Here is a 19,585-nt window from a genome sequence, read left to right as displayed (position 1 = left end):
TGAGGCTTGTGTTCTTTGTCTGATCAGAAATCTACTTCGTCAGAAGAAGCGGGAGCTTCGGCACCGGAGTTATTGTCCTCCAGCACAGAAGGATCATCGAAACCGGCATCGGCATCCTTAATATTATAATCGTTGAGCAGTTCGCTCTCCTGCACGACGTTCTCAGTGCCGGCAACATCGCGCATATCAAAGCCGGTCTCTTCGTCGTCGAAGTTCTGACGCATGTCGATCTCGTTGCCGTCCTTGTCCTGAACAACAACGTCCAGACCCAGAGACTGCAGTTCCTTCAGCATAACGCGGAAGGACTCGGGAATGCCGGGCTGCGGGATCGGCTCACCCTTAACGATGGCCTCGTAGGTCTTCACACGGCCCTCCACGTCGTCGGACTTGACGGTCAGGATCTCCTGCAGAGTGTATGCAGCGCCGTAAGCTTCCAGTGCCCAGACTTCCATTTCGCCAAAGCGCTGGCCGCCGAACTGGGCCTTGCCGCCCAGAGGCTGCTGAGTGACCAGAGAGTAGGGGCCGGTAGAACGTGCATGGATCTTATCATCAACCAGGTGATGCAGCTTCAGGTAGTACATATAACCGACGGTAACGCGGTTATCGAACTTTTCGCCGGTGCGGCCATCGTAAACGGTGGTCTTGCCATCGCGGTCCAGCTCGATCTTGGAGAAGTCGATGATGTGTCCCTTCTCGCCCATGATCTTGGGGAGCTTCGTGGGATATGCAGGAGCATTCTCACCATGCCACATCTCGCGGGCGGTATCAAAGGTATCGCCGATGTCGTTCTCACGAGCAGAGTCGAAGACGGGAGTCATGACCTTGATGCCGCATGCCTTGGCAGCGTAGCCCAGGTTGACTTCCAGCACCTGACCGATGTTCATACGGGAAGGCACGCCCAGAGGGTTCAGCACGATGTCCAGCGGGGTGCCGTCGGGCAGGTAGGGCATGTCCTCCTGCGGCAGAATGCGGGAAACGACACCCTTGTTGCCGTGACGGCCTGCCATCTTATCGCCAACGCTGATCTTGCGCTTCTGGGCAATATAGCAGCGGACGACCTCGCGTACGCCGGGCTGCAGTTCGTCGCTGTTCTCCGGGGTGAACACCTTGACATCCACGATGATGCCGTATGCACCATGGGGCACGCGCAGAGAAGTATCACGCACTTCGCGTGCCTTCTCGCCGAAGATGGCGCGCAGCAGGCGCTCTTCAGCGGTCAGCTCGGTCTCGCCCTTCGGGGTGACCTTACCGACCAGAATGTCGCCGCTCTTGACCTCAGCACCGATACGGATGATGCCGCGCTCGTCCAGATCCTTCAGTGCATCCTCAGAAACGTTGGGGATATCACGGGTGATCTCTTCAGGTCCCAGCTTGGTGTCGCGGCTCTCGGTCTCGTACTCTTCAATATGAATGGAGGTGTACACGTCCTCGCGCACGATCTTCTCGTTCAGCAGAACGGCATCCTCGTAGTTGTAGCCTTCCCAGGTCATGAAGCCGATCAGAGCGTTCTTACCCAGAGAAATTTCGCCGTTGCGCATTGCAGGGCCGTCGGCCAGCACCTGACCGGCCTTGACGCTCTCGCCGACCTCCACGATGGGACGCTGGTTGATGCAGGTACCTGCGTTGGAGCGTGCGAACTTGACCAGAGGATAATCCTCCAGCTCGCCCTTGTTGTTGCGCACAACAACATGGTCGGCATCCATCTTCTCAACGATACCGTCATTCTTTGCCAGAACAGCGGTGCCGGAGTCGGTAGCAGCCTTGTACTCCATACCGGTAGCAACGATGGGCTGCTGGGTGACCATCAGAGGCACTGCCTGACGCTGCATGTTGGAACCCATCAGAGCACGGTTACAGTCATCGTTCTCCAGGAAGGGGATGCAGGCGGTAGCAACAGAGACCATCATTCGCGGAGAAACGTCCATGTAATCGACTTTCTCTGCATCAATTTCAAGGATCTCGTCGCGGCGGCGGGCAGACACACGGGGACGGATGAAGTGCTTGCCCTCATCCAGCGGCTCGTTGGCCTGTGCCACAACGTACTCGTCCTCGACATCAGCGGTCATATACTCGACCTCGTCGGTGACGACCTGTTCCTTCAGGTTGCCATTCTCGTCATAGATCTTCTTGACCTTGCGGTACGGAGCTTCCACGAAGCCGTACTCGTTGATCTTGGCGTAAGATGCCAGATAGGAGATCAGACCGATGTTGGGGCCTTCAGGAGTCTCGATGGGGCACATACGGCCGTAGTGGCTGTAGTGAACGTCGCGGACCTCGAAACCTGCGCGGTCACGGCTCAGACCGCCGGGGCCCAGAGCAGACAGGCGGCGCTTGTGGGTCAGCTCAGCCAGCGGGTTGTTCTGATCCATGAACTGGGACAGCGGAGAAGAGCCGAAGAACTCCTTGATGGCTGCCACCACCGGACGGATGTTGATGAGGGCCTGCGGAGTGATGACGCTCTGATCCTGGCTCTGCAGGGTCATGCGCTCACGGATGACGCGCTCCATGCGGGAGAAGCCGATGCGGAACTGGTTCTGCAGCAGCTCGCCCACGCTGCGGATGCGGCGGTTGCCCAGATGGTCGATATCATCGGTGGTGCCAATATTGTGGCCCAGACCGTTCAGGTAGTTGATGGAAGCCAGAATATCGGCGACCGTAACGGTGCGGCCGATCAGCTGGTCGTGGTTGCGGCGCAGCATCTCCTTCTGCTCTTCCACATCAGAGGTGGTGTCGAGGATCTTCTTGATCTCATCGAAGGAGCAGCGCTCGTTGATGCCGCACTCCTTCACGTCGAAGGAGAAGAAGCCCTGTGCATCCACACAGCCATTGGTGATGACCTTGATCTTCCGGCTCTCTTCCTTCATGGGATCGTCGAGCTTCAGCACGACCAGATTCACACCGGCATTGTCAGCCTTCTCAGCCAGCTCGCGGGTGATCTTGGCACCAGCCTCGATCAGGATCTCGCCGGTCAGCGGAGCGACCACATTCTCAGCAGCCACCTGACCGGTGATGCGGCGGGCCAGAGACAGCTTCTTGTTCATCTTATAACGGCCGAAACGAGACAGGTCATAACGGCGCGGGTCGAAGAACAGCATGTTGATCTGGCTGGTAGCAGACTCCACCGTGGGAGGCTCGCCGGGGCGCAGCTTGCGGTAAACTTCCAGCAGGCCCTCTTCCTGATTCTTGGTGGTATCCTTTTCCAGAGTAGCGAGGATGCGCTCATCGTCGCCAAAGAAGTTCAGGATGTCCTCGTTGGTGGACAGGCCCAGTGCACGGCACAGCACGGTGACAGGCAGCTTGCGGTTCTTATCGATACGAACATAGAACACATCGGAAGCATCGGTCTCGTACTCCAGCCATGCACCGCGGTTGGGGTTCATGGTGGCGCTGTACAGGTCGTTGCCCACCTTATCCTTGGCATCGCCGTAGAACACGCCGGGAGAACGCACCAGCTGGCTGACGATCGCACGCTCTGCACCGTTGATCACAAAGGTGCCGGCATCGGTCATCAGCGGGAAATCGCCCATGAAGATCTCCTGATCCTTCACTTCGCCGGTCTCCTTGTTCAGCAGACGGGCGGTGACGCGCAGGGGTGCTGCATAGGTCACGTCGCGCTCCTTGCACTCCTTGATGCTGTACTTCGGCTCCTTATCCAGGCGGAAGTCCACAAAGCTCAGTGCCAGATTGCCGGTGTAGTCCTCAATGGTGCCGATATCGTGGAAGACCTCTTTCAGGCCCTCGTCCAGGAACCACTGATAAGAGTTCTTCTGGACCTCGATCAGGTTCGGCATACTGATGACTTCGTCGATGTGGGAGAAGCTCATGCGCTCGGTTTTGCCGAGCTTTACGGGCTTGACTTTCATCATAAAATCAACCACTCCTTACTTTTATACTCTACGGGATGTCGTATACACGGGTCAAATTTGAGCAGACACACATAATTCGACCCGCGTCGAAGGGAACCTTTCGGCGTTTTTCACAAACTTTTCGGTTTGACCCGTCCAGTCACCGCCTGCGCATTCCTCTTTTTGGCGCACTAGTCCATTATGTGATACTAATGCAGTATACACCCTAAAAGCCTTGCTGTCAAGCCATTTTTCAGATTTTTGCCAAAACAAATTTATTTTTTCTTTCATTTTCGCACGCCCGGCAGCGTGTTGTGTTTTGCTGTTTTAGGGCTTGATTTTTTTATTTTGCACGTTCCTGTTCATAATCCCCTTGTGCAATTTGTCTATCTTTGCCCTTGTGTTTTGGCGTATTACTTTTACAGTCGGATATGCCCGTTTTCCCTTGCGGCCCTTTTTTGTGAAAAAGCAGCTCAGAAAAGCTCGCAGGCTTTTCTGAGCTGCAAATATAAAAATAATGTTTCCTCTAATATTGCCAGAGTGCAAGCGGCGGCAATTATAATCGTTCACTCATCCAGATAATCCCGCAGACGCTTTGCACGGCTGGGATGCCGCAGCTTGCGCAGGGCCTTGGCTTCGATCTGCCGCACCCGCTCCCGGGTCACATTGAACTCCTTCCCCAGCTCTTCCAGCGTGTGCGCCCGGCCATCCTCCAGCCCGAAGCGCAGTGCGATCACCCGCTCTTCCCTCGGTGTCAGGCTTTTGAGCACGCTGAACAGTTCCCGCCGCAGCAGCTGCCGCCCGGCTTCATCCACCGGGACGCCTGCATCCTCGTCCTGAATAAAATCTTCAAGGTGGGCATCCTCTTCCTCGCCCACCGGCGTTTCCAAGCTGATGGGGTCCTGCGCCAGCTGCAGCAATTCCCGCACACGGTCCGGCTCCATGTCCAGCTGAACAGCGATCTCTTCCGCGGTAGGCTCCCGGCCATTTTTCCGCAGCAGGTCGCCAGTCGTCTTTTTGACCCGGTTGATGCTCTCCACAAGGTGCACCGGGATGCGGATGGTCCTCCCCTGATCCGCAATGGCGCGGGTGATGGACTGACGGATCCACCACGTGGCATAGGTGGAAAATTTGAAGCCGCGCTCCGGCTCAAACTTTTCCGCCGCCTTCATCAGACCGAGATTGCCTTCCTGAATGAGATCCAGAAACGGCAGGCCCCGCCCTGCATAGCGCTTTGCCACCGACACCACCAGCCGCAGGTTCGCTTCGCTGAGCTTCCGCCGGGCATCCTCGTCCCCGGCCTGCGCGGCACGGGCAAGCTCCGTTTCCTGTTCTGCCGTCAGCAGCGGCACCCGGCCGATCTCCTTCAAATAGGCCTTTACCGGGTCGTCCAGCGCCACCCCCTCTGCCGAAAGCTCATGTTCCAGCCTGCCGATCTGCGTTTCATCCAACGCAGGCAGGTCCGCTTCCTCTTCGGTCAGGTGCACGCCGCGGTCCTCCAGTGCCGTATACAGCTCGTCCAGCTGCGCCACATCGTAATCCTGTTCGTCCATGGCACGGCTGATCTGCTCCGGTGTCAGGGCATGGTGGCGTGCCCGCGCAGCCAATGTTCTGGCCAATTCCTCCGTTTGCGACAATTTCTGCATGGTTCCTGCTCCTTTCCTCTCCTGCTCCAGCCGGAGGGGAAAGCGGGGGATCATTCTTCTACAGGCACATTTCCCTGCTTCTTTTCGCGCATCGACTGGAGGTAATCACTCAGTTCCTCATTGGACATATGCGCCGCCTTGCCTGCCATGGGCATCCCCCGGGCAATGCGGTCCAGATACAGCCGGATATCATCCGGCGTACAATTCACATCGCTGTATTGTGCCGCAAGATGGCTCAGTTCATTCAGCGCTTCTTCGCTTACAAAAGCGCGCAGCGTGGTCAGGCTGATCTCAATGCCCTCCTGTCGGCAGCGCAGCATGGCTTCAAACAGCTCCTTCTGCTGCGGCAGCACGAACTGTTCTGCGGTCAGCTGCCCCTGCACCAGATCGATATAGTGCGGCTCCCGCAGGATCGCCGCCAGCAGCCGCTGCTGTGCACTGGCAATGCCCAGCGCCTGACTGCCGCCCGCACTGTACGGCACGTTGATCTGATTCATCTCACCGGACTTGAGCGCCTGCTGCTTTTTCTCCCAGCGGTGCTTGCTGCCCGCCCTCTTCACGGCGGTCTCCAGCTGGGTCATGATAGCTGTTTTGGAGATGTTGGTCTCCTCAGCCAGACGCCCCGCATACACTTCCTGCTCGGTAGGGTTGGAGCGCTCTGCCAGCATATTCACAGCTTCCTTCACGTATTCCAGCCGCTGGGCATCCTGTGCCAGATCGTACTGGCTGCGCAGACGGCCCAGCCGGAAGTCCAGTGCATTGCCCACACCGTCCAGCAGGGCCTTGAATCGCTCTGCGCCATACTTTTTGATGTACTCGTCCGGGTCCTTTGCACCGGGGATCTGCAGCACGCCCACCTTTACCGGGCTGTTGCGGAACAGTTCCAGCGAGCGCAGCGTGGCCTTCTGGCCTGCTTCGTCCGAATCGTAGCTCAGGATCACCTCGTCAGCATACTCGCTGATGAGCCGCACCTGCTCCGGGGTCAGGGCCGTGCCGCAGGCGCACACTGCTGTGTCGATGCCTGCCTGATGCATACTGATCACGTCCATGTAGCCCTCGCACAGCACGAACCGACGCACCGCGCTGCGCTTTGCGATCTGCAGCGCAAACACCGTCTCTGATTTGTGGTACACCAGCGTTTCCGGGCTGTTGACATATTTCGGTTTGGAATCGTCCAGCACGCGCCCACCAAACGCAATGATGTTGCCGCGCAGGTCAAAGATGGGGGTCATCACCCGCTTCCAGAACAGGCAGTAGATGCGGCCGGACGCGCTGCGCTTGAACAGGCCGCTGGCATCCAGCTCCTGCTGATTGTAGCCCTTATCGCGCAGGAACTGATACAGCGCCTGTCCGTCGTTGGGCGCATAGCCCAGCCCGAACCGGACGATCGTCTTGTCGTCCAGACCGCGCCGCCGCCAGTAGGCACGGGCCTGCCGGGCTTCCTCCACGGTGGAGTTCAGGCAGGCGTGGAAAAACCGTGCCGCCTCCTTGTTCATGGAGAGGATGCGGCTGCGCATCCGGCCTGTTTTGTCGTCCTCCTGCGGCTCCGGCATACCGGCCCGCGCTGCCAGCAGCTTAACGGCCTCCGGGTAATCGATGCTGTTGATCTTTTTCGTAAAGGTAATGGCATCGCCGCCTGCGCCGCAGCCAAAGCAGTAAAAGCTCTGGGTGTCCGGGTAGACGTAGAATGAGGGCGTTTTTTCGCTGTGGAAGGGGCACAGGCCGCCATACAAACGTCCCTTGCGCTTGAGCTGCACATAGCTGCCCACCAGCTCCACAATGTCGGTGCGGCGGGTCAGTTCTTCAATGTATTCGTGTGGGATCATGGATCTTTCAAACGACCTTTCGGATTTATAGGACATGCCACTTCCGGGGCACAAACAATTCCTCAAAAGTGCGGATGGCAAATTCATCGCTCATGCCACTGATGTAATCAGTCACTGCACGTTCTCTGCCCTCCTGATAAGCCAGCTGGATGTAAAAATTGGACATCCGGTCCACATGGTTCAGGTAGTAATCGTACAGTTCCCCGATCACCTTGTCCACCTTCTGCTCTTCCCGCTTGGCGGTCTTGTCCACGTACACGGTAGCGTACATGAAATCCCGCAGCGCAAGGAAGGCTTCGTTTTCCTCTGCGCCCACCTTCACATCCCCATCGCTGTTGGCAAGGATACTGTTGATCATGGTGGTGATGCGGGCAGATTTTGTCTGGCCCAGCACGGCGGTGCAGTCCTTCGGCAGGGTGGCCGGGTCCAGCACACCGGCGCGCACCGCGTCCTCAATGTCGTGGTTCACATAGGCGATCTGATCCGCCATGTGCACGATGCGCCCTTCCGGCGTTGCCGCCCAGGTGCCCTTTGTGTGGGTCACGATGCCGTTGCGCACCTCCCACGTCAGATTCAGGCCCCGGCCGTCCTTTTCCAGCTTGTCCACCACACGCAGGCTCTGCATGTAGTGCTTGAAGCCGTCCGGGCACAGCTCATTCAGCGCGCGCTCCCCGGCATGGCCAAACGGCGTGTGGCCCAGATCATGGGCAAGGCTGATCGCTTCGGTCAGATCTTCGTTCAGCCGCAGGGCGCGGGCAATGGTCCGCGCGATCTGCGAGACCTCCAGCGTATGGGTCAGTCGGGTGCGGTACAGGTCTCCCTCCGGCGAGAGGAACACCTGCGTCTTTTGTTTGAGCCGTCGGAACGCCTTGCAGTGCAGCACCCGGTCACGGTCACGCTGGAACACCGGCCGGATCGGGTCCTGCTCTTCCGGCAGCATGCGGCCGCGGCTCTGGTCGCTGAAGGTAGCCCACGGCGCGAAGGTCATATGTTCGATCTCTTCTGTGCGCTGACGTACATCCATACAAAGTCGCCCTCCCTTTTTGTCGCCATTCCCCCTCTCTGTTTCGGCACAGCCGATCCCAATTGCTGCGTCTGCGGCAATTGTAGCACACCCGCTTTGTCGAAGGGGGAAAAAGCCTGTCGGTTCGCAAAATAATGCTTGCTTTTTTATTTTTGCCGCTGCCGGGTTCAGAACGGTGCGTAGAACGGGTCGGATACCGTCACCTGCGCGCTGCCGCGCGTCAGCTCCCGCAGCTGTTCCAGCAGCGGGCCTTCGGTGTGTTCCGGCATCTGCCAGCACAGGGCCACGCGATCCGTGAACTGCGGCGCGGCCTGTTTTGCTCCCGCCGCATCGATCAGCAGCGATGCACGCTCATAAAGGGAGTAATCCACCGTCACGCGCAGCTCCACCACGCTGCGCACCGTGACCACCTCGGCATTTTCCAGTGCACGGGCCGTAGCCGTGGTGTATGCACGCACCAAGCCGCCGGTGCCCAGCAGCACGCCGCCAAAGTAACGGGTCACCACCACGATCAGATCCGTCAGGCCGCTGTGCTGCAGCACCTCCAGCGCTGGTGTGCCCGCCGTCTTGGCCGGTTCACCATCATCTGAATAGCGTTCCCGGTTGCCTTCCCTCAGGCGGTAGGCATACACATTGTGGCGGGCGGTGCGGTTGGCCGCACGCACCTGTTCCAGAAATGCAACGGCAGCTTCCTCGCTGTCCGCAAATGACAGCGCCGCAATGAAGCGGCTCTTCTTTTCTTCGTATTCTCCTGTGGCCGTGCCATGGATGGTGCGGTAATCCTCCACTGTGGTTCCTCCTGCATGTTATTCAAAACAAGTATAACATAAATCGTCCGTTGTGCAACCACTGCCGCATACGTTTTTGTGTCAAGGCCAGCTTCCTGTACTGCTGCCCGCATGTCCTCTGCCAGAAAAAAGCGCAACAAAAAATCGGCTGAGCCCTGCGGCCCAGCCGATTTTTCTGAAGAAAGCATATGATTACGATGATTACTTGGTAAAGAGCTGGATCCACTGATGGCCCCAAGTGCTGGAGCTGTTGTAGTAGTAACCAACACCCATTGCACGGGCTTCCGGGTCCAGAATATTTGCGCGATGGCCTTCGGAGTTCATCCAGGCATTCACGACTTCTTCAGGAGAAACGCTGCCCCATGCGGCATTCTCGCCAGCAGCGGCATCCGTCACGCCGTACTCGCTGAGAACAGTGTACCACTTGGTACCATTGGGACGAACGTGAGAATTGACGGTTGCGATTTCTTCGGCGCGCTGCTGAGCAGCTGCGGTGAGCTTTGCATCGCCCATGACCAGGGGCTGCAGGCCGTACTTTGCACGCTCGGCATTGACCAGATTCAGAACTTCCTGACGGTAGTTGCTGGTGTAAGAGTTTTCGGGGCAAGAGAAGATCAGCACCCAGTAGTTGTTGTAAACGCCGCCTTCGTAGTGGCCCACGCTCATGGTGGTCGCGTCTGCGTTCAGGATGCGCTCACGGGTAAAATCAATGTTCATCCACTGATCCACCGCTGCATCGGGGGTAGAAACGCCCGCCATGTAGTTTTCGCCAACGGACGCATCGTCGATACCATTCTCGGCGAAGATGGTAAAATCGCGCTGGCCATTGGGACGAACGTAGGAATAAGAAGAGGCCAGTTCCTTAGCGCGCTCCTGAGCGGCACTATTGTGGTTGCTGTCGCCCAGCTGAACGGGCTTCAGGCCAGCCTTTACGCGCTCGTTGTTTACGCGGCGCAGGAACTCGTTCTGATAAGCTTCGTCCTGAAAGCTGATGTAGGAATTTTCTTCTTCGATGGAGGCAGAACCCGAAGCCTCAGCTGCGTTTGCAGTAACGGGTTTGAGAGATGCAGCACCAAAAACCACAGCCAGAGTCATAGCTGCTGCTGCGATATTTTTCAGGGTGCGCATCTCGAGTTTCATAAGACATCCTCCGTAAGCTTTTGTATATAAAAGCTTTTTTGCATTCATGTGAATGCGTACTGCAACACATTTGCAACTCTTCCGTTTCAAATGTGTTGCTTTTGTGCAACAAAAGTATCACAATAGCATCTCATCGTCAAGGGGTTTCTGTCGATTTTTTGAGAGAAAATGCAAAAAAATCAAAATTTCCCGTTCCGAAAACGTTTCACAAGCGCAACAGGTTCATCCAAGATATCGTAAATTTGTTACGTCTGTGTTGCACTTCACCGTTTTCAGGATTGTTTCGTCACACTTGACGTGTTGCATTTTATTTTTCTACACCTTTTCTGCAATGTTTTTCATGCATTTTTCTGTATGTTTATTTATTTATATGCATATTTCAAAGTGTAACAGACTTTTGTGTGCGCTTTTCCGTTCCACTCCCCCCTCCCGCAGCCCTTTTCTGGGCTGCAGCCGGCCTTTGGCTGTACTTTCTGCAACAAAAAACAGCACAGGCAGCCTTTTCAGGGCCATCTGTGCTGTGCCGTATTCCTTACATAAAAAGAAGAGCGGCTCCGAAGAGCCGCCCTCCCACAATTCAGGCTATGCTATAAAAAGATCTCGCGTCAGTCGATCACTGAGCAGCCTTTGCTGCCTCGATCTGCTTGATCAGTTCGGGCACGACCTTGAACAGGTCGCCCACGATGCCGTAGTCGGCAACACCGAAGATGGGTGCGCCCTCATTCTTGTTGACAGCGATGATGCACTCGGAGTCCTGCATACCAGCGGTGTGCTGGATAGCGCCGGAGATGCCCAGAGCAACATAGATCTTAGGGTGCACGGTCTTGCCGGTCTGACCAACCTGATGGTCAGCGGTCATCCAGCCTGCATCGGTGACGGCACGGGAAGCACCCACAACGCCGCCGCCCAGAGCAGCTGCCAGCTGCTCAGCCAGCTCAATGCCCTTCTGGACATCCTTGCTGATGCCGCGGCCGACAGAGACGATCACGTCTGCGCCGATCAGATCGACCAGCTTCTCAGCGGCCTTCTCAACGCTCAGGACCTCGGTCTTGATGTCCTCAGCAGCCAGAGCGAATGCGGGCTTCACGATCTGGCAGGCATCAGCCTTGGCCTGATCGAAGGGAGCCTTCTTCATAACGCCGGGGCGGACGGTGGACATCTGCGGACGGAAGCGGGGGCAGATGATGGTAGCCATCAGATGGCCGCCGAATGCGGGACGGGTCATCTTCAGGTTGCGGTCTTCCATATCGAACTTCTGCTTGGACAGGTCGATGGTGGAGCTCTCCTTCAGGAAATCGATGTACTTTGCAGTGTCGATGTCCAGATGGGTAGCATCAGCGGTCAGGCCGGTGTGCAGACGAGCTGCGCAGCGGGGGCCCAGATCGCGGCCGATGTTGGTTGCACCGATCAGCAGGACTTCGGGCTTGTACTCGTTGACCATGTCGCACACGACCTTAGCGTATGCATCGGTGGTGTAATCCTTCAGCAGGGGGCTGTCGCAGACCATGACCTTATCGGCACCATAGCCGCCCAGCTCCTTGGCAATGCCTTCCACGTTGTCGCCCAGCAGCAGACCGGTGACCTCGCAGCCCAGCTCATCAGCCAGCTTGCGGGCCTCGCTCACCAGCTCGAAATCAGTGGGCATCAATGCGCCCTGGCGCTGCTCGCAGAAGACCCATACGCCTTTGTATTCGTTAAAATCAGCCATTGTAATCCTATGCTCCTTTCATCAGATCAGGTGCTTCTTGGCCAGGATACCAGCCAGCTGTGCGGCAGTATCGTCGCCCTTGAGCATGGTGCCTGCGCCCTTCTGCGGAGGAGTGAAGGACTTAAAGACGTTCGTCGGAGAACCCTTCAGACCAATGGTATCGACCTCGATCAGCGGATCGTCCTTCAGTGCGTTGTAATCGAACACTTCCATCGGCTTGTCGTAGCAGGTGAAGATGCCGTTCACGCTCATGTAACGGGGCTGGTTCAGCTCCTTGATGCAGGTCAGCAGGCAGGGAGTCTGTACCTTGACCATCATGTAGCCGTCCTCCAGCATACGCTTCACGGTCAGGGTGTTGCCATCCTTCTGGATGTCAGCCACATAGGTGACCTGAGGCAGGTGCAGCTTCTCAGCGATCTGAGGACCGACCTGAGCGGTATCGCCATCGATTGCCTGACGGCCGCAGAACACAACGTCCTCGGGGCCGACACCGATCTTGTTGACGGCAGCAGCCAGGATCTGGCTGGTTGCGAAGGTATCGGAACCGCCGAACTCACGGCCGGAGACCAGAACAGCCTTATCTGCACCGCGGGCCAGCAGCTCACGCAGCATGCCTTCTGCCGGCGGGGGACCCATGGTAACAACAACGACTTCGCAGCCGGTAGCGTCCTTGAGCTTCAGAGCGTTCAGGTCATCAGGGTTGGTGATGGTAGCCATCGAAGCACGGTCCAGAGTGCCATCGGGCTTGACGGACACCTTGCCGGAGGTATCAGGAACCTGCTTTACACAAACAATTGCTTTCATTGTAACTCTTGCCTCCCTTACTTCAGCAGCGCGCCGGAAATGACCATCATCTGCACTTCGCTGGTGCCCTCGTAGATCTCAGTGATCTTGGCATCACGCATCATGCGCTCGATGGGATAGTCACGGGTGTAGCCGTAACCGCCGAACAGCTGCAGGCAGCGGCGGGTCACATCGCTTGCGGTGCGGGCTGCGATCAGCTTTGCCTGAGCAGCCTCGACGCTGTAACGAACCTTCTTGCCGTCCATTGCTTCCTGCTTCTTCAGAGCAGCAGCGTAGACCAGATACTTTGCAGCCTCAACGCGTGCCTTCATCTCAGCCAGCTCGAACTGGGTGTTCTGGAATGCGGAAATGCTGCGGCCGAACTGCTTGCGCTCCTTGACGTAAGCAACGGTCTCTTCCAGAGCGCCCTCGGCGATGCCCAGAGCCTGAGAAGCAATGCCGATACGGCCACCGTCCAGAGTAGCCATAGCCAGCTGGAAGCCGCGGCCACGCACACCCAGCATACGGTCAGCAGGGATGCGGCAGTCCTCAAAGATCAGCTCGCAGGTGGAAGAACCGCGGATGCCCATCTTGTCCTCAGCCTTACCGACAGAGAAGCCCGGGTCGGTGCGCTCCACGATAAAGGCGGAGCACTGCTTGGTGGGACGGCCCTTCTTGTCGGGCACGATATCGGTGACAGCAATAACGATAAAGACGTTTGCGTAGCCGGCGTTGGTGATGAAGATCTTGGAACCGTTCAGGATCCAATCACCGGTCTCGGGGTCCTGCTTTGCAAAGGTCTGCTGACCCTGTGCATCGGTGCCGGCACCCGGCTCAGTCAGGCCGAAAGCACCCAGCCACTCACCGCTGCACAGCTTGGGCAGATACTTTGCCTTCTGCTCGGGAGTACCATTTTCATAAATAGGAGCAGCACACAGGCTGGTGTGAGCAGAGACGATGACACCGGTGGTGCCGCAGACCTTGCTCAGCTCTTCCACTGCCATGACGTAGGACAGCACATCGCCGCCTGCACCGCCGACCTCAGTCGGGAAATAAATGCCCATCATGCCGAGCTTGCCCATCTTTTCGACGGTCTCTTTGGGGAAGTACTCTTCCGCATCAACCTTCTTTGCCAGGGGCTTGACTTCGTTCTCAGCAAACTCGCGGTACATTTTCTGTACCATCTGCTGCTGCTTGGACAGAGTAAAATCCATCGCTATATCCTCCTAACGGGTCTTTTTCATTTACCGGAATTGCCCGGTGCAAACAAATTCCTCCCGGCCGCTTTTCCACGGTCGGGAGAAACGTTTATCAGAATTTACAGCTGGTCAACAGGGGTCTTGGTGCGGTCTGCGTTGTAAACGTAGAAGCCCTTGCCGCTCTTGCAGCCCAGGTTGCCGCCACGGACCATCTTACGGATCAGCGGGCAGGCACGGTACTTGCTGTCGCCGGTCTCCTTGTACAGCACATCCATGATGGCCAGGCAGATATCCAGGCCGATGAAGTCGCCCAGCTCCAGGGGACCCATGGGGTGGTTGGCACCCAGCTTCATAGCGGTGTCGATGCCGGCGATATCGGAAACGCCTTCCATCTTGATGAAAGCAGCTTCGTTGATCATGGGGATCAGGATGCGGTTGACGACGAAGCCTGCAGCCTCATTGACCTGAACCGGCTGCTTGCCGATGGCAACAGAGATCTCCTTGATCTTCTCAACGGTCTCAGCGGGAGTGTTGCAGCCTGCGATGACCTCGATCAGCTTCATGCGGTCTGCGGGGTTAAAGAAGTGCATGCCGACCAGCGGACGGCTAACGCCCTTGCCGATCTCGGTGATGGACAGAGAAGAAGTGTTGGAAGCGAAGATGCACTCGGGCTTGCAGATCTTATCCAGCTCGCCGAAGGTGGTCTGCTTGACCTTCATATCCTCAAAAGCAGCCTCAACGACCAGATCGCAGTCAGCGCACAGGTCTTCCTTCAGGCCCGGGGTGATGGCAGCAACGATAGCGTCTGCCTTTTCCTGCGTCATCTTTCCCTTGGCAACCAGCTTCTCGTAGCCCTTCTTGATCTTTGCCAGACCATTCTCGGCCCACTCCTGCTTGATGTCGCACAGAGCAACGGTGTTGCCCTCAACCTGTGCAAATGCCTTTGCGATGCCCTGGCCCATGGTGCCAGCGCCGATAACACCGATCTTCATAGGAAACCTCTCCTTTAATATCAAAAATTATGTAGTAATGGATTAGTTGTTGGTGAACACTGCCTTGGGCTTCGGCTTCTCACGGCTCAGGAAGCAGGCCATGCCTTCCTTCTGGTCGTGGGTCTCGAAGCAGCTGCCGAACAGCTTTTCCTCGACCTCAACAGCCTTCTCGATGGGCAGGCTGATGCCGCCGTTGATTGCCTTCTTGCAGTTGCGTACAGCGATGGGTGCATTCTTTGCGATCTTGCCGGCCAGCTTCAGCACGTTCTCCATCAGTTCAGCCTGAGGATACACAGCGTTCACCAGACCAATGCGCAGAGCCTCGTCCGCCTTGATGTTCAGTGCAGAGTAGACCAGCTGCTTTGCCATACCCATGCCGACCAGACGTGCCAGACGCTGGGTGCCGCCGAAGCCCGGGGTGATGCCCAGACCCACTTCCGGCTGGCCGAACACAGCGTTGTCAGAGCAGATGCGGATGTCGCAGCTCATAGCCAGCTCGTTGCCGCCGCCCAGTGCAAAGCCGTTCACGGCTGCAATAACGGGGATGGGGAAGCTCTCAATCATCAGGAACACATCATTGCCCAGCTTGCCGAAGGCCTCACCCTCTGCCTTGGTCATGGTGCTCATGGAACCGATATCTGCACCTGCCACGAAGCTCTTGTCGCCTTCGCCGGTCAGAACGATGCAGCGGACAGTCTCCTGATCCACAGCCTCAAAAGCTGCCTTCAGGTCTGCCAGAACTTCGGGATTCAGGGCATTCAGTGCCTTGGGGCGGTCGATGGTAATGATCTCAACTGCACCCTGCACCTCGGTTTTTACAAATGCCATTGTGAAAACCTCCTATTCAAATCTTATCAATTATCACAAACAGCCCCCGGATGGAGGAAAGGCTCTCCGGTTTCCTTCCCCGTCCGGGTCTGTCATTCAGTCAGGATTCCAAGAGGTGGAACTTAGTCCATCTCAACGATGGTAGCGCAGCCCATGCCGCCGCCGATGCACAGGGTAGCCAGGCCCTTGTGTGCACCGCGATGCTTCATAGCATACAGCAGGGTGACCAGGATACGAGCGCCGGAAGCGCCGACCGGGTGGCCCAGAGCAATTGCGCCGCCGTTGACGTTCACCTTGCTCATATCAAAGTTCAGAGCCTGGCTGACAGCCACAGACTGAGCAGCAAATGCCTCGTTGGCCTCGATCAGATCCATGTCAGCAACAGTCAGGCCGGTCTTTGCCATGACCTTCTTGGTAGCGGCGATGGGGCCCAGGCCCATGACTTCGGGCTCAACGCCTGCCAGAGCACCGGCGACCCAGGTAGCCAGAGGCTTCACGCCCAGCTCCTTAGCCTTCTCCTCGCTCATGATGACCAGAGCAGCAGCACCGTCATTGATGGCGGAAGAGTTGCCGGCGGTCACGATGCCGTCCTTGGTGAAAGCGGGCTTCAGCTTTGCCAGCACTTCAGGAGCGCTCAGACGGGGGCCTTCATCAGTATCGAACACGGTGTCGCCCTTCTTGCCCTTGATCACAACGGGAACGATCTCGTCCTTGAAAGCGCCGTCCTTGATGGCCTTGTCAGCCTTCAGCTGGCTGTTGTATGAGAACTCGTCCAGCATCTCACGGGTGATGGGGCTGTAGCCGTACTTCTTCTGATAAGTCTCGTTGGTGCAGACATTCTCAGCGGTCATGCCCATGTGCTTGTTGAAGCCGCAGGCATCCCACAGAGCATCGTTGACCATGGTATCCACGATCTCGCTCTTGCCCATAGGAGCGCCCATGCGGTAGCCGTAACGAGCCTTCTGCAGTGCGAAGGGAGCCATGTCCATGTTCTCCATGCCGCCTGCGACCACGATATCAGCATCGCCAGCCTCGATCATCTGAGCAGCCATATTGACGCAGTTCAGACCGGAGCCACACACCACGTTGACGGTGACAGCCGGGGTCTCGATGGGCAGACCAGCCTTCAGAGCAGCCTGACGTGCAACGTTCTGGCCCAGACCAGCCTGAATGACACAGCCCATGTAGACATGATCGACCTGCTCAGGTGCGACGTTTGCACGGTTCAGGGCTTCCTTGATGACAATGGAGCCCAGCTCAACTGCGGGAACGTTTGCCAGAGTGCCGCCGAACTTGCCAATAGCGGTACGGCATGCAGATGCGATAACGATCTTTTTCATGTGAATAGCCTCCTGAATTGTGTATGTGTTACTTTTCGTAAGCCATTTTTATCAAAACGCCCGTAAGCGCTTTTACAAATTAGGTCTCGGGGTCTTTTTTCTGCCGGATCAGCGCATACTTTTCGTTGACCGCCTTTTCCACATTGGGTGTGACGAACTTACCGATGTCGCTGCCGTAGTAAGCTGCCTCTTTTACAATGGTGGAAGAAAGGTAGCTCCACTTGATGCTCGTTGCCAGAAACATGGTCTCGATGCCGGGCATCAGTGCATGATTGGTCTGCGCAAGCTGGATCTCGTTTTCAAAATCCGTCACCGCCCGCAGGCCCCGCACCATCACCGAAGCGTGCCGTTTCTTGGCGAACTCCACGGTCAGGCCGTCGAAGCTCTCCACCGAAACATTCTGGATGCCTTTGCAGCATTCCTTTAGAAGCTCCACGCGTTCCTCCACGGTGAACAGCGGATTCTTTGCGCTGTTGTTGAGCACCGCCACGATCAGATGATCGTTGATCTTTGCTGCGCGCTTGATGATATCGAGATGCCCTTTTGTGACCGGATCGAACGAACCGGGATAAACTGCTGTTGCCATCGTCTGGTGTCCTCCTTGAGCGCTGTGAAAAGCGCGTTTTGGTTCTGCCATGATAGCACTTTCCAGTCTTGGGTGCAAGATTTTTGTGCAAGCTGTACGTTTTATCGTTAAAATTTAAACAATCAATGTCGTGTTGCATCGCAGCTGCTTGCTACGCTATAAGTAAACCATATCGTCAAAATTTTATCAAGTCCTTTTGCAAAGATTTTGGTTTTTCAGCACCAAACAATCGTCCAAAAACTCCGCGAATTTTGTCCATATTGCCAGTCGGTCAAAATTTTCTCGATAAACTATTGATTCTACACATTGTTAATGTTATAACTAAGTTGTGCAGATCTGCTGCCCTGTCCGACAGCTGCCTTCTGCTGGTTATCAGGATATCATCCGCCTGTGTCAGAGCTGTGTTCAAATTGCCAACAGGTGGTAAACATCCTGCAAAGATTTGTCCGTGCAGGAAGAGTAAATGATAAATTTACAATTCCTTTATGTTATTATAGGAGAGGATGGTTTATAATGGATTTTACGGAACTGTATGCTCAGAAGAAAATGACCGCCGCTCAGGCTGCCGCACTGGTCAAAAGCGGTGACTGGGTGGATTACGGCTGGGCTGTGAACACCCCTGTGGCGGTGGATGCCGAGATCGCAAAGCGTCTGCCTGAGCTGGAAGGTGTCAACTTCCGCGGCGGCATCCTGATGTGGGTGCCCGCGATCTTCCAGATCGACGATCCCGCTGCACACATGACATGGAACAGCTGGCATATGGGCGGCATTGAGCGCAAGGCCATTGCACAGGGCTTCTCCTTCTACTCCCCCATCCGTTATTCCGAGCTGCCCCGCTACTACCGCGAAAGCCCGGATCCGCTGGATGTGGCGGTGTTCCAGGTGACCCCCATGGACGAGCACGGCTACTTCAACTTCGGCCCCAGTGCATCTCATCTGGGTGCTGTGTGCGAAAAAGCCAAGAAGATCATCGTTGAGGTCAACAAGAACATGCCCCGCTGCCTTGGCGGCATGGAGAACTGCATCCACATTTCTCAGGTCACCGGCATCGTGGAAGGCGAGAACCCGCCCATCGGCCAGATGGCCGCTCCCGGTGCTGCTACCGAAGTGGATCTGAAGGTTGCCAACCTGATCGTTCCGCAGATTCCCAACGGTGCCTGCCTGCAGCTGGGCATCGGCGGTATGCCCAATGCCATCGGCAGCCTGATCGCACAGAGCGATTTGAAGGATCTGGGCGTGCACACCGAAATGTATGTGGATGCCTTTGTGGATATCGCCAAGGCCGGCAAGATCACCGGTGCATGCAAGCAGCTGGACAAGGGCCGTCAGGTCTACGCCTTCGGTGCCGGCACCCAGAAAATGTACGATTACCTGAACGATAACCCGGAGTGCATGTCTGCACCCGTGGACTACACCAACGATATCCGCAGCATCTCCGCACTGGATAACTTTATTTCCATCAACAACGCTGTGGACATCGACCTGTTCGGTCAGGTGAACGCCGAGACTGCAGGCCTCAAGCACATCTCCGGTGCCGGCGGTCAGCTGGACTTCGTTCTGGGCGCATACCTTTCCAAGGGCGGCAAGAGCTTTATCTGCCTGTCCTCTACCTTCTTTAATAAGAAGACCGGCCAGCTGGAGAGCCGCATCCGTCCCACTCTGGAAAACGGCAGCATCGTCACCGATACCCGTGCCAACATCCACTACCTGTGCACCGAGTACGGCTGCGTGAACCTGAAGGGCCTGACCACCTGGGAAAAGGCTGAAGCTCTGATCAGCGTAGCACATCCCGACTTCCGTGAAGACCTGATCAAGGAAGCCGAAAAAATGCACATCTGGCGCAGGAGCAACAAAATCTGATAAGTGCCGCGGGGATTCCT

Annotated in this window: 14 protein-coding genes; 1 reads left to right on the top strand and 13 read right to left on the bottom strand. The window is 56.6% G+C overall.

Annotation, left to right across the window (positions count from 1 at the left end; translation table 11 throughout):
• Positions 1–23 precede the first annotated feature (23 nt).
• The 13 genes from PXT33_RS07080 to coaD all read right to left on the bottom strand — a co-directional run bounded on the left by PXT33_RS07080 (position 24) and on the right by coaD (position 17,705).
• A complete protein-coding gene (locus tag PXT33_RS07080) occupies positions 24–3,866 on the bottom strand; it encodes a DNA-directed RNA polymerase subunit beta (RefSeq protein WP_097774836.1) in 3,843 nt (1,280 codons plus the stop codon).
• Between the two features lie 545 nt (positions 3,867–4,411).
• Positions 4,412–5,491, bottom strand: a complete 1,080-nt coding sequence (gene rpoD, locus PXT33_RS07075; protein ID WP_120079519.1) for an RNA polymerase sigma factor RpoD — start codon at positions 5,489–5,491, stop codon at positions 4,412–4,414.
• A gap of 50 nt (positions 5,492–5,541) precedes the next feature.
• On the bottom strand, positions 5,542–7,317 hold the full coding sequence (gene dnaG / locus PXT33_RS07070; protein ID WP_154258718.1) for a DNA primase: 1,776 nt from the start codon (positions 7,315–7,317) through the stop codon (positions 5,542–5,544).
• A 25-nt stretch (positions 7,318–7,342) separates the two neighbouring features.
• Positions 7,343–8,341, bottom strand: a complete 999-nt coding sequence (locus tag PXT33_RS07065; RefSeq protein ID WP_332376206.1) for a deoxyguanosinetriphosphate triphosphohydrolase — start codon at positions 8,339–8,341, stop codon at positions 7,343–7,345.
• A gap of 167 nt (positions 8,342–8,508) precedes the next feature.
• Positions 8,509–9,129 (bottom strand): YigZ family protein, encoded by a 621-nt coding sequence (locus PXT33_RS07060; RefSeq protein ID WP_097781924.1) that lies wholly within the window; start codon positions 9,127–9,129, stop codon positions 8,509–8,511.
• A 201-nt stretch (positions 9,130–9,330) separates the two neighbouring features.
• Complete coding sequence (locus tag PXT33_RS07055; RefSeq protein ID WP_332376204.1) at positions 9,331–10,269, bottom strand: CAP domain-containing protein; 939 nt, start codon at positions 10,267–10,269, stop codon at positions 9,331–9,333.
• 613 nt (positions 10,270–10,882) lie between these two features.
• Positions 10,883–11,977 carry an acryloyl-CoA reductase electron transfer subunit beta gene (gene acrA / locus PXT33_RS07050; protein WP_097774831.1) on the bottom strand — a complete coding sequence of 365 codons (1,095 nt, stop codon included), beginning with the start codon at positions 11,975–11,977 and terminating at the stop codon, positions 10,883–10,885.
• A 21-nt stretch (positions 11,978–11,998) separates the two neighbouring features.
• A complete protein-coding gene (gene acrB, locus PXT33_RS07045) occupies positions 11,999–12,781 on the bottom strand; it encodes an acryloyl-CoA reductase electron transfer subunit gamma (protein WP_332376203.1) in 783 nt (260 codons plus the stop codon).
• 17 nt (positions 12,782–12,798) lie between these two features.
• Positions 12,799–13,974 carry an acyl-CoA dehydrogenase family protein gene (locus tag PXT33_RS07040; protein ID WP_005940174.1) on the bottom strand — a complete coding sequence of 392 codons (1,176 nt, stop codon included), beginning with the start codon at positions 13,972–13,974 and terminating at the stop codon, positions 12,799–12,801.
• Positions 13,975–14,078: 104 nt separating this feature from the next.
• Entirely contained in the window at positions 14,079–14,951 is an 873-nt protein-coding gene (locus tag PXT33_RS07035; RefSeq protein ID WP_005940172.1) for a 3-hydroxyacyl-CoA dehydrogenase family protein, read from the bottom strand.
• A 42-nt stretch (positions 14,952–14,993) separates the two neighbouring features.
• Entirely contained in the window at positions 14,994–15,779 is a 786-nt protein-coding gene (locus PXT33_RS07030; RefSeq protein ID WP_097774828.1) for an enoyl-CoA hydratase-related protein, read from the bottom strand.
• Positions 15,780–15,901: 122 nt separating this feature from the next.
• Positions 15,902–17,119 carry an acetyl-CoA C-acetyltransferase gene (locus PXT33_RS07025; RefSeq protein WP_005940168.1) on the bottom strand — a complete coding sequence of 406 codons (1,218 nt, stop codon included), beginning with the start codon at positions 17,117–17,119 and terminating at the stop codon, positions 15,902–15,904.
• A gap of 79 nt (positions 17,120–17,198) precedes the next feature.
• Positions 17,199–17,705, bottom strand: a complete 507-nt coding sequence (coaD, locus tag PXT33_RS07020; RefSeq protein ID WP_044953444.1) for a pantetheine-phosphate adenylyltransferase — start codon at positions 17,703–17,705, stop codon at positions 17,199–17,201.
• A gap of 513 nt (positions 17,706–18,218) precedes the next feature.
• Here coaD and PXT33_RS07015 point away from each other — a divergent pair.
• Positions 18,219–19,565, top strand: a complete 1,347-nt coding sequence (locus PXT33_RS07015) for a butyryl-CoA:acetate CoA-transferase (protein ID WP_097774826.1) — start codon at positions 18,219–18,221, stop codon at positions 19,563–19,565.
• Positions 19,566–19,585 lie beyond the last annotated feature (20 nt).

The organism is Faecalibacterium taiwanense (assembly GCF_036632915.2).
Lineage (GTDB): Bacteria > Bacillota > Clostridia > Oscillospirales > Ruminococcaceae > Faecalibacterium > Faecalibacterium taiwanense.
This window is presented reverse-complemented; position numbering and strand designations above follow the sequence as displayed.

Coding starts and splice junctions, on each gene's coding strand:
- PXT33_RS07080 (WP_097774836.1), bottom strand. CDS start 3,866: ATGATGAAAGTCAAGCCCGTAAAGCTCGGCAAAACCGAGCGCATGAGC.
- rpoD (WP_120079519.1), bottom strand. CDS start 5,491: ATGCAGAAATTGTCGCAAACGGAGGAATTGGCCAGAACATTGGCTGCG.
- dnaG (WP_154258718.1), bottom strand. CDS start 7,317: ATGATCCCACACGAATACATTGAAGAACTGACCCGCCGCACCGACATT.
- PXT33_RS07065 (WP_332376206.1), bottom strand. CDS start 8,341: ATGGATGTACGTCAGCGCACAGAAGAGATCGAACATATGACCTTCGCG.
- PXT33_RS07055 (WP_332376204.1), bottom strand. CDS start 10,269: ATGAAACTCGAGATGCGCACCCTGAAAAATATCGCAGCAGCAGCTATG.
- acrA (WP_097774831.1), bottom strand. CDS start 11,977: ATGGCTGATTTTAACGAATACAAAGGCGTATGGGTCTTCTGCGAGCAG.
- acrB (WP_332376203.1), bottom strand. CDS start 12,781: ATGAAAGCAATTGTTTGTGTAAAGCAGGTTCCTGATACCTCCGGCAAG.
- PXT33_RS07040 (WP_005940174.1), bottom strand. CDS start 13,974: ATGGATTTTACTCTGTCCAAGCAGCAGCAGATGGTACAGAAAATGTAC.
- PXT33_RS07035 (WP_005940172.1), bottom strand. CDS start 14,951: ATGAAGATCGGTGTTATCGGCGCTGGCACCATGGGCCAGGGCATCGCA.
- PXT33_RS07030 (WP_097774828.1), bottom strand. CDS start 15,779: ATGGCATTTGTAAAAACCGAGGTGCAGGGTGCAGTTGAGATCATTACC.
- PXT33_RS07025 (WP_005940168.1), bottom strand. CDS start 17,119: ATGAAAAAGATCGTTATCGCATCTGCATGCCGTACCGCTATTGGCAAG.
- coaD (WP_044953444.1), bottom strand. CDS start 17,705: ATGGCAACAGCAGTTTATCCCGGTTCGTTCGATCCGGTCACAAAAGGG.
- PXT33_RS07015 (WP_097774826.1), top strand. CDS start 18,219: ATGGATTTTACGGAACTGTATGCTCAGAAGAAAATGACCGCCGCTCAG.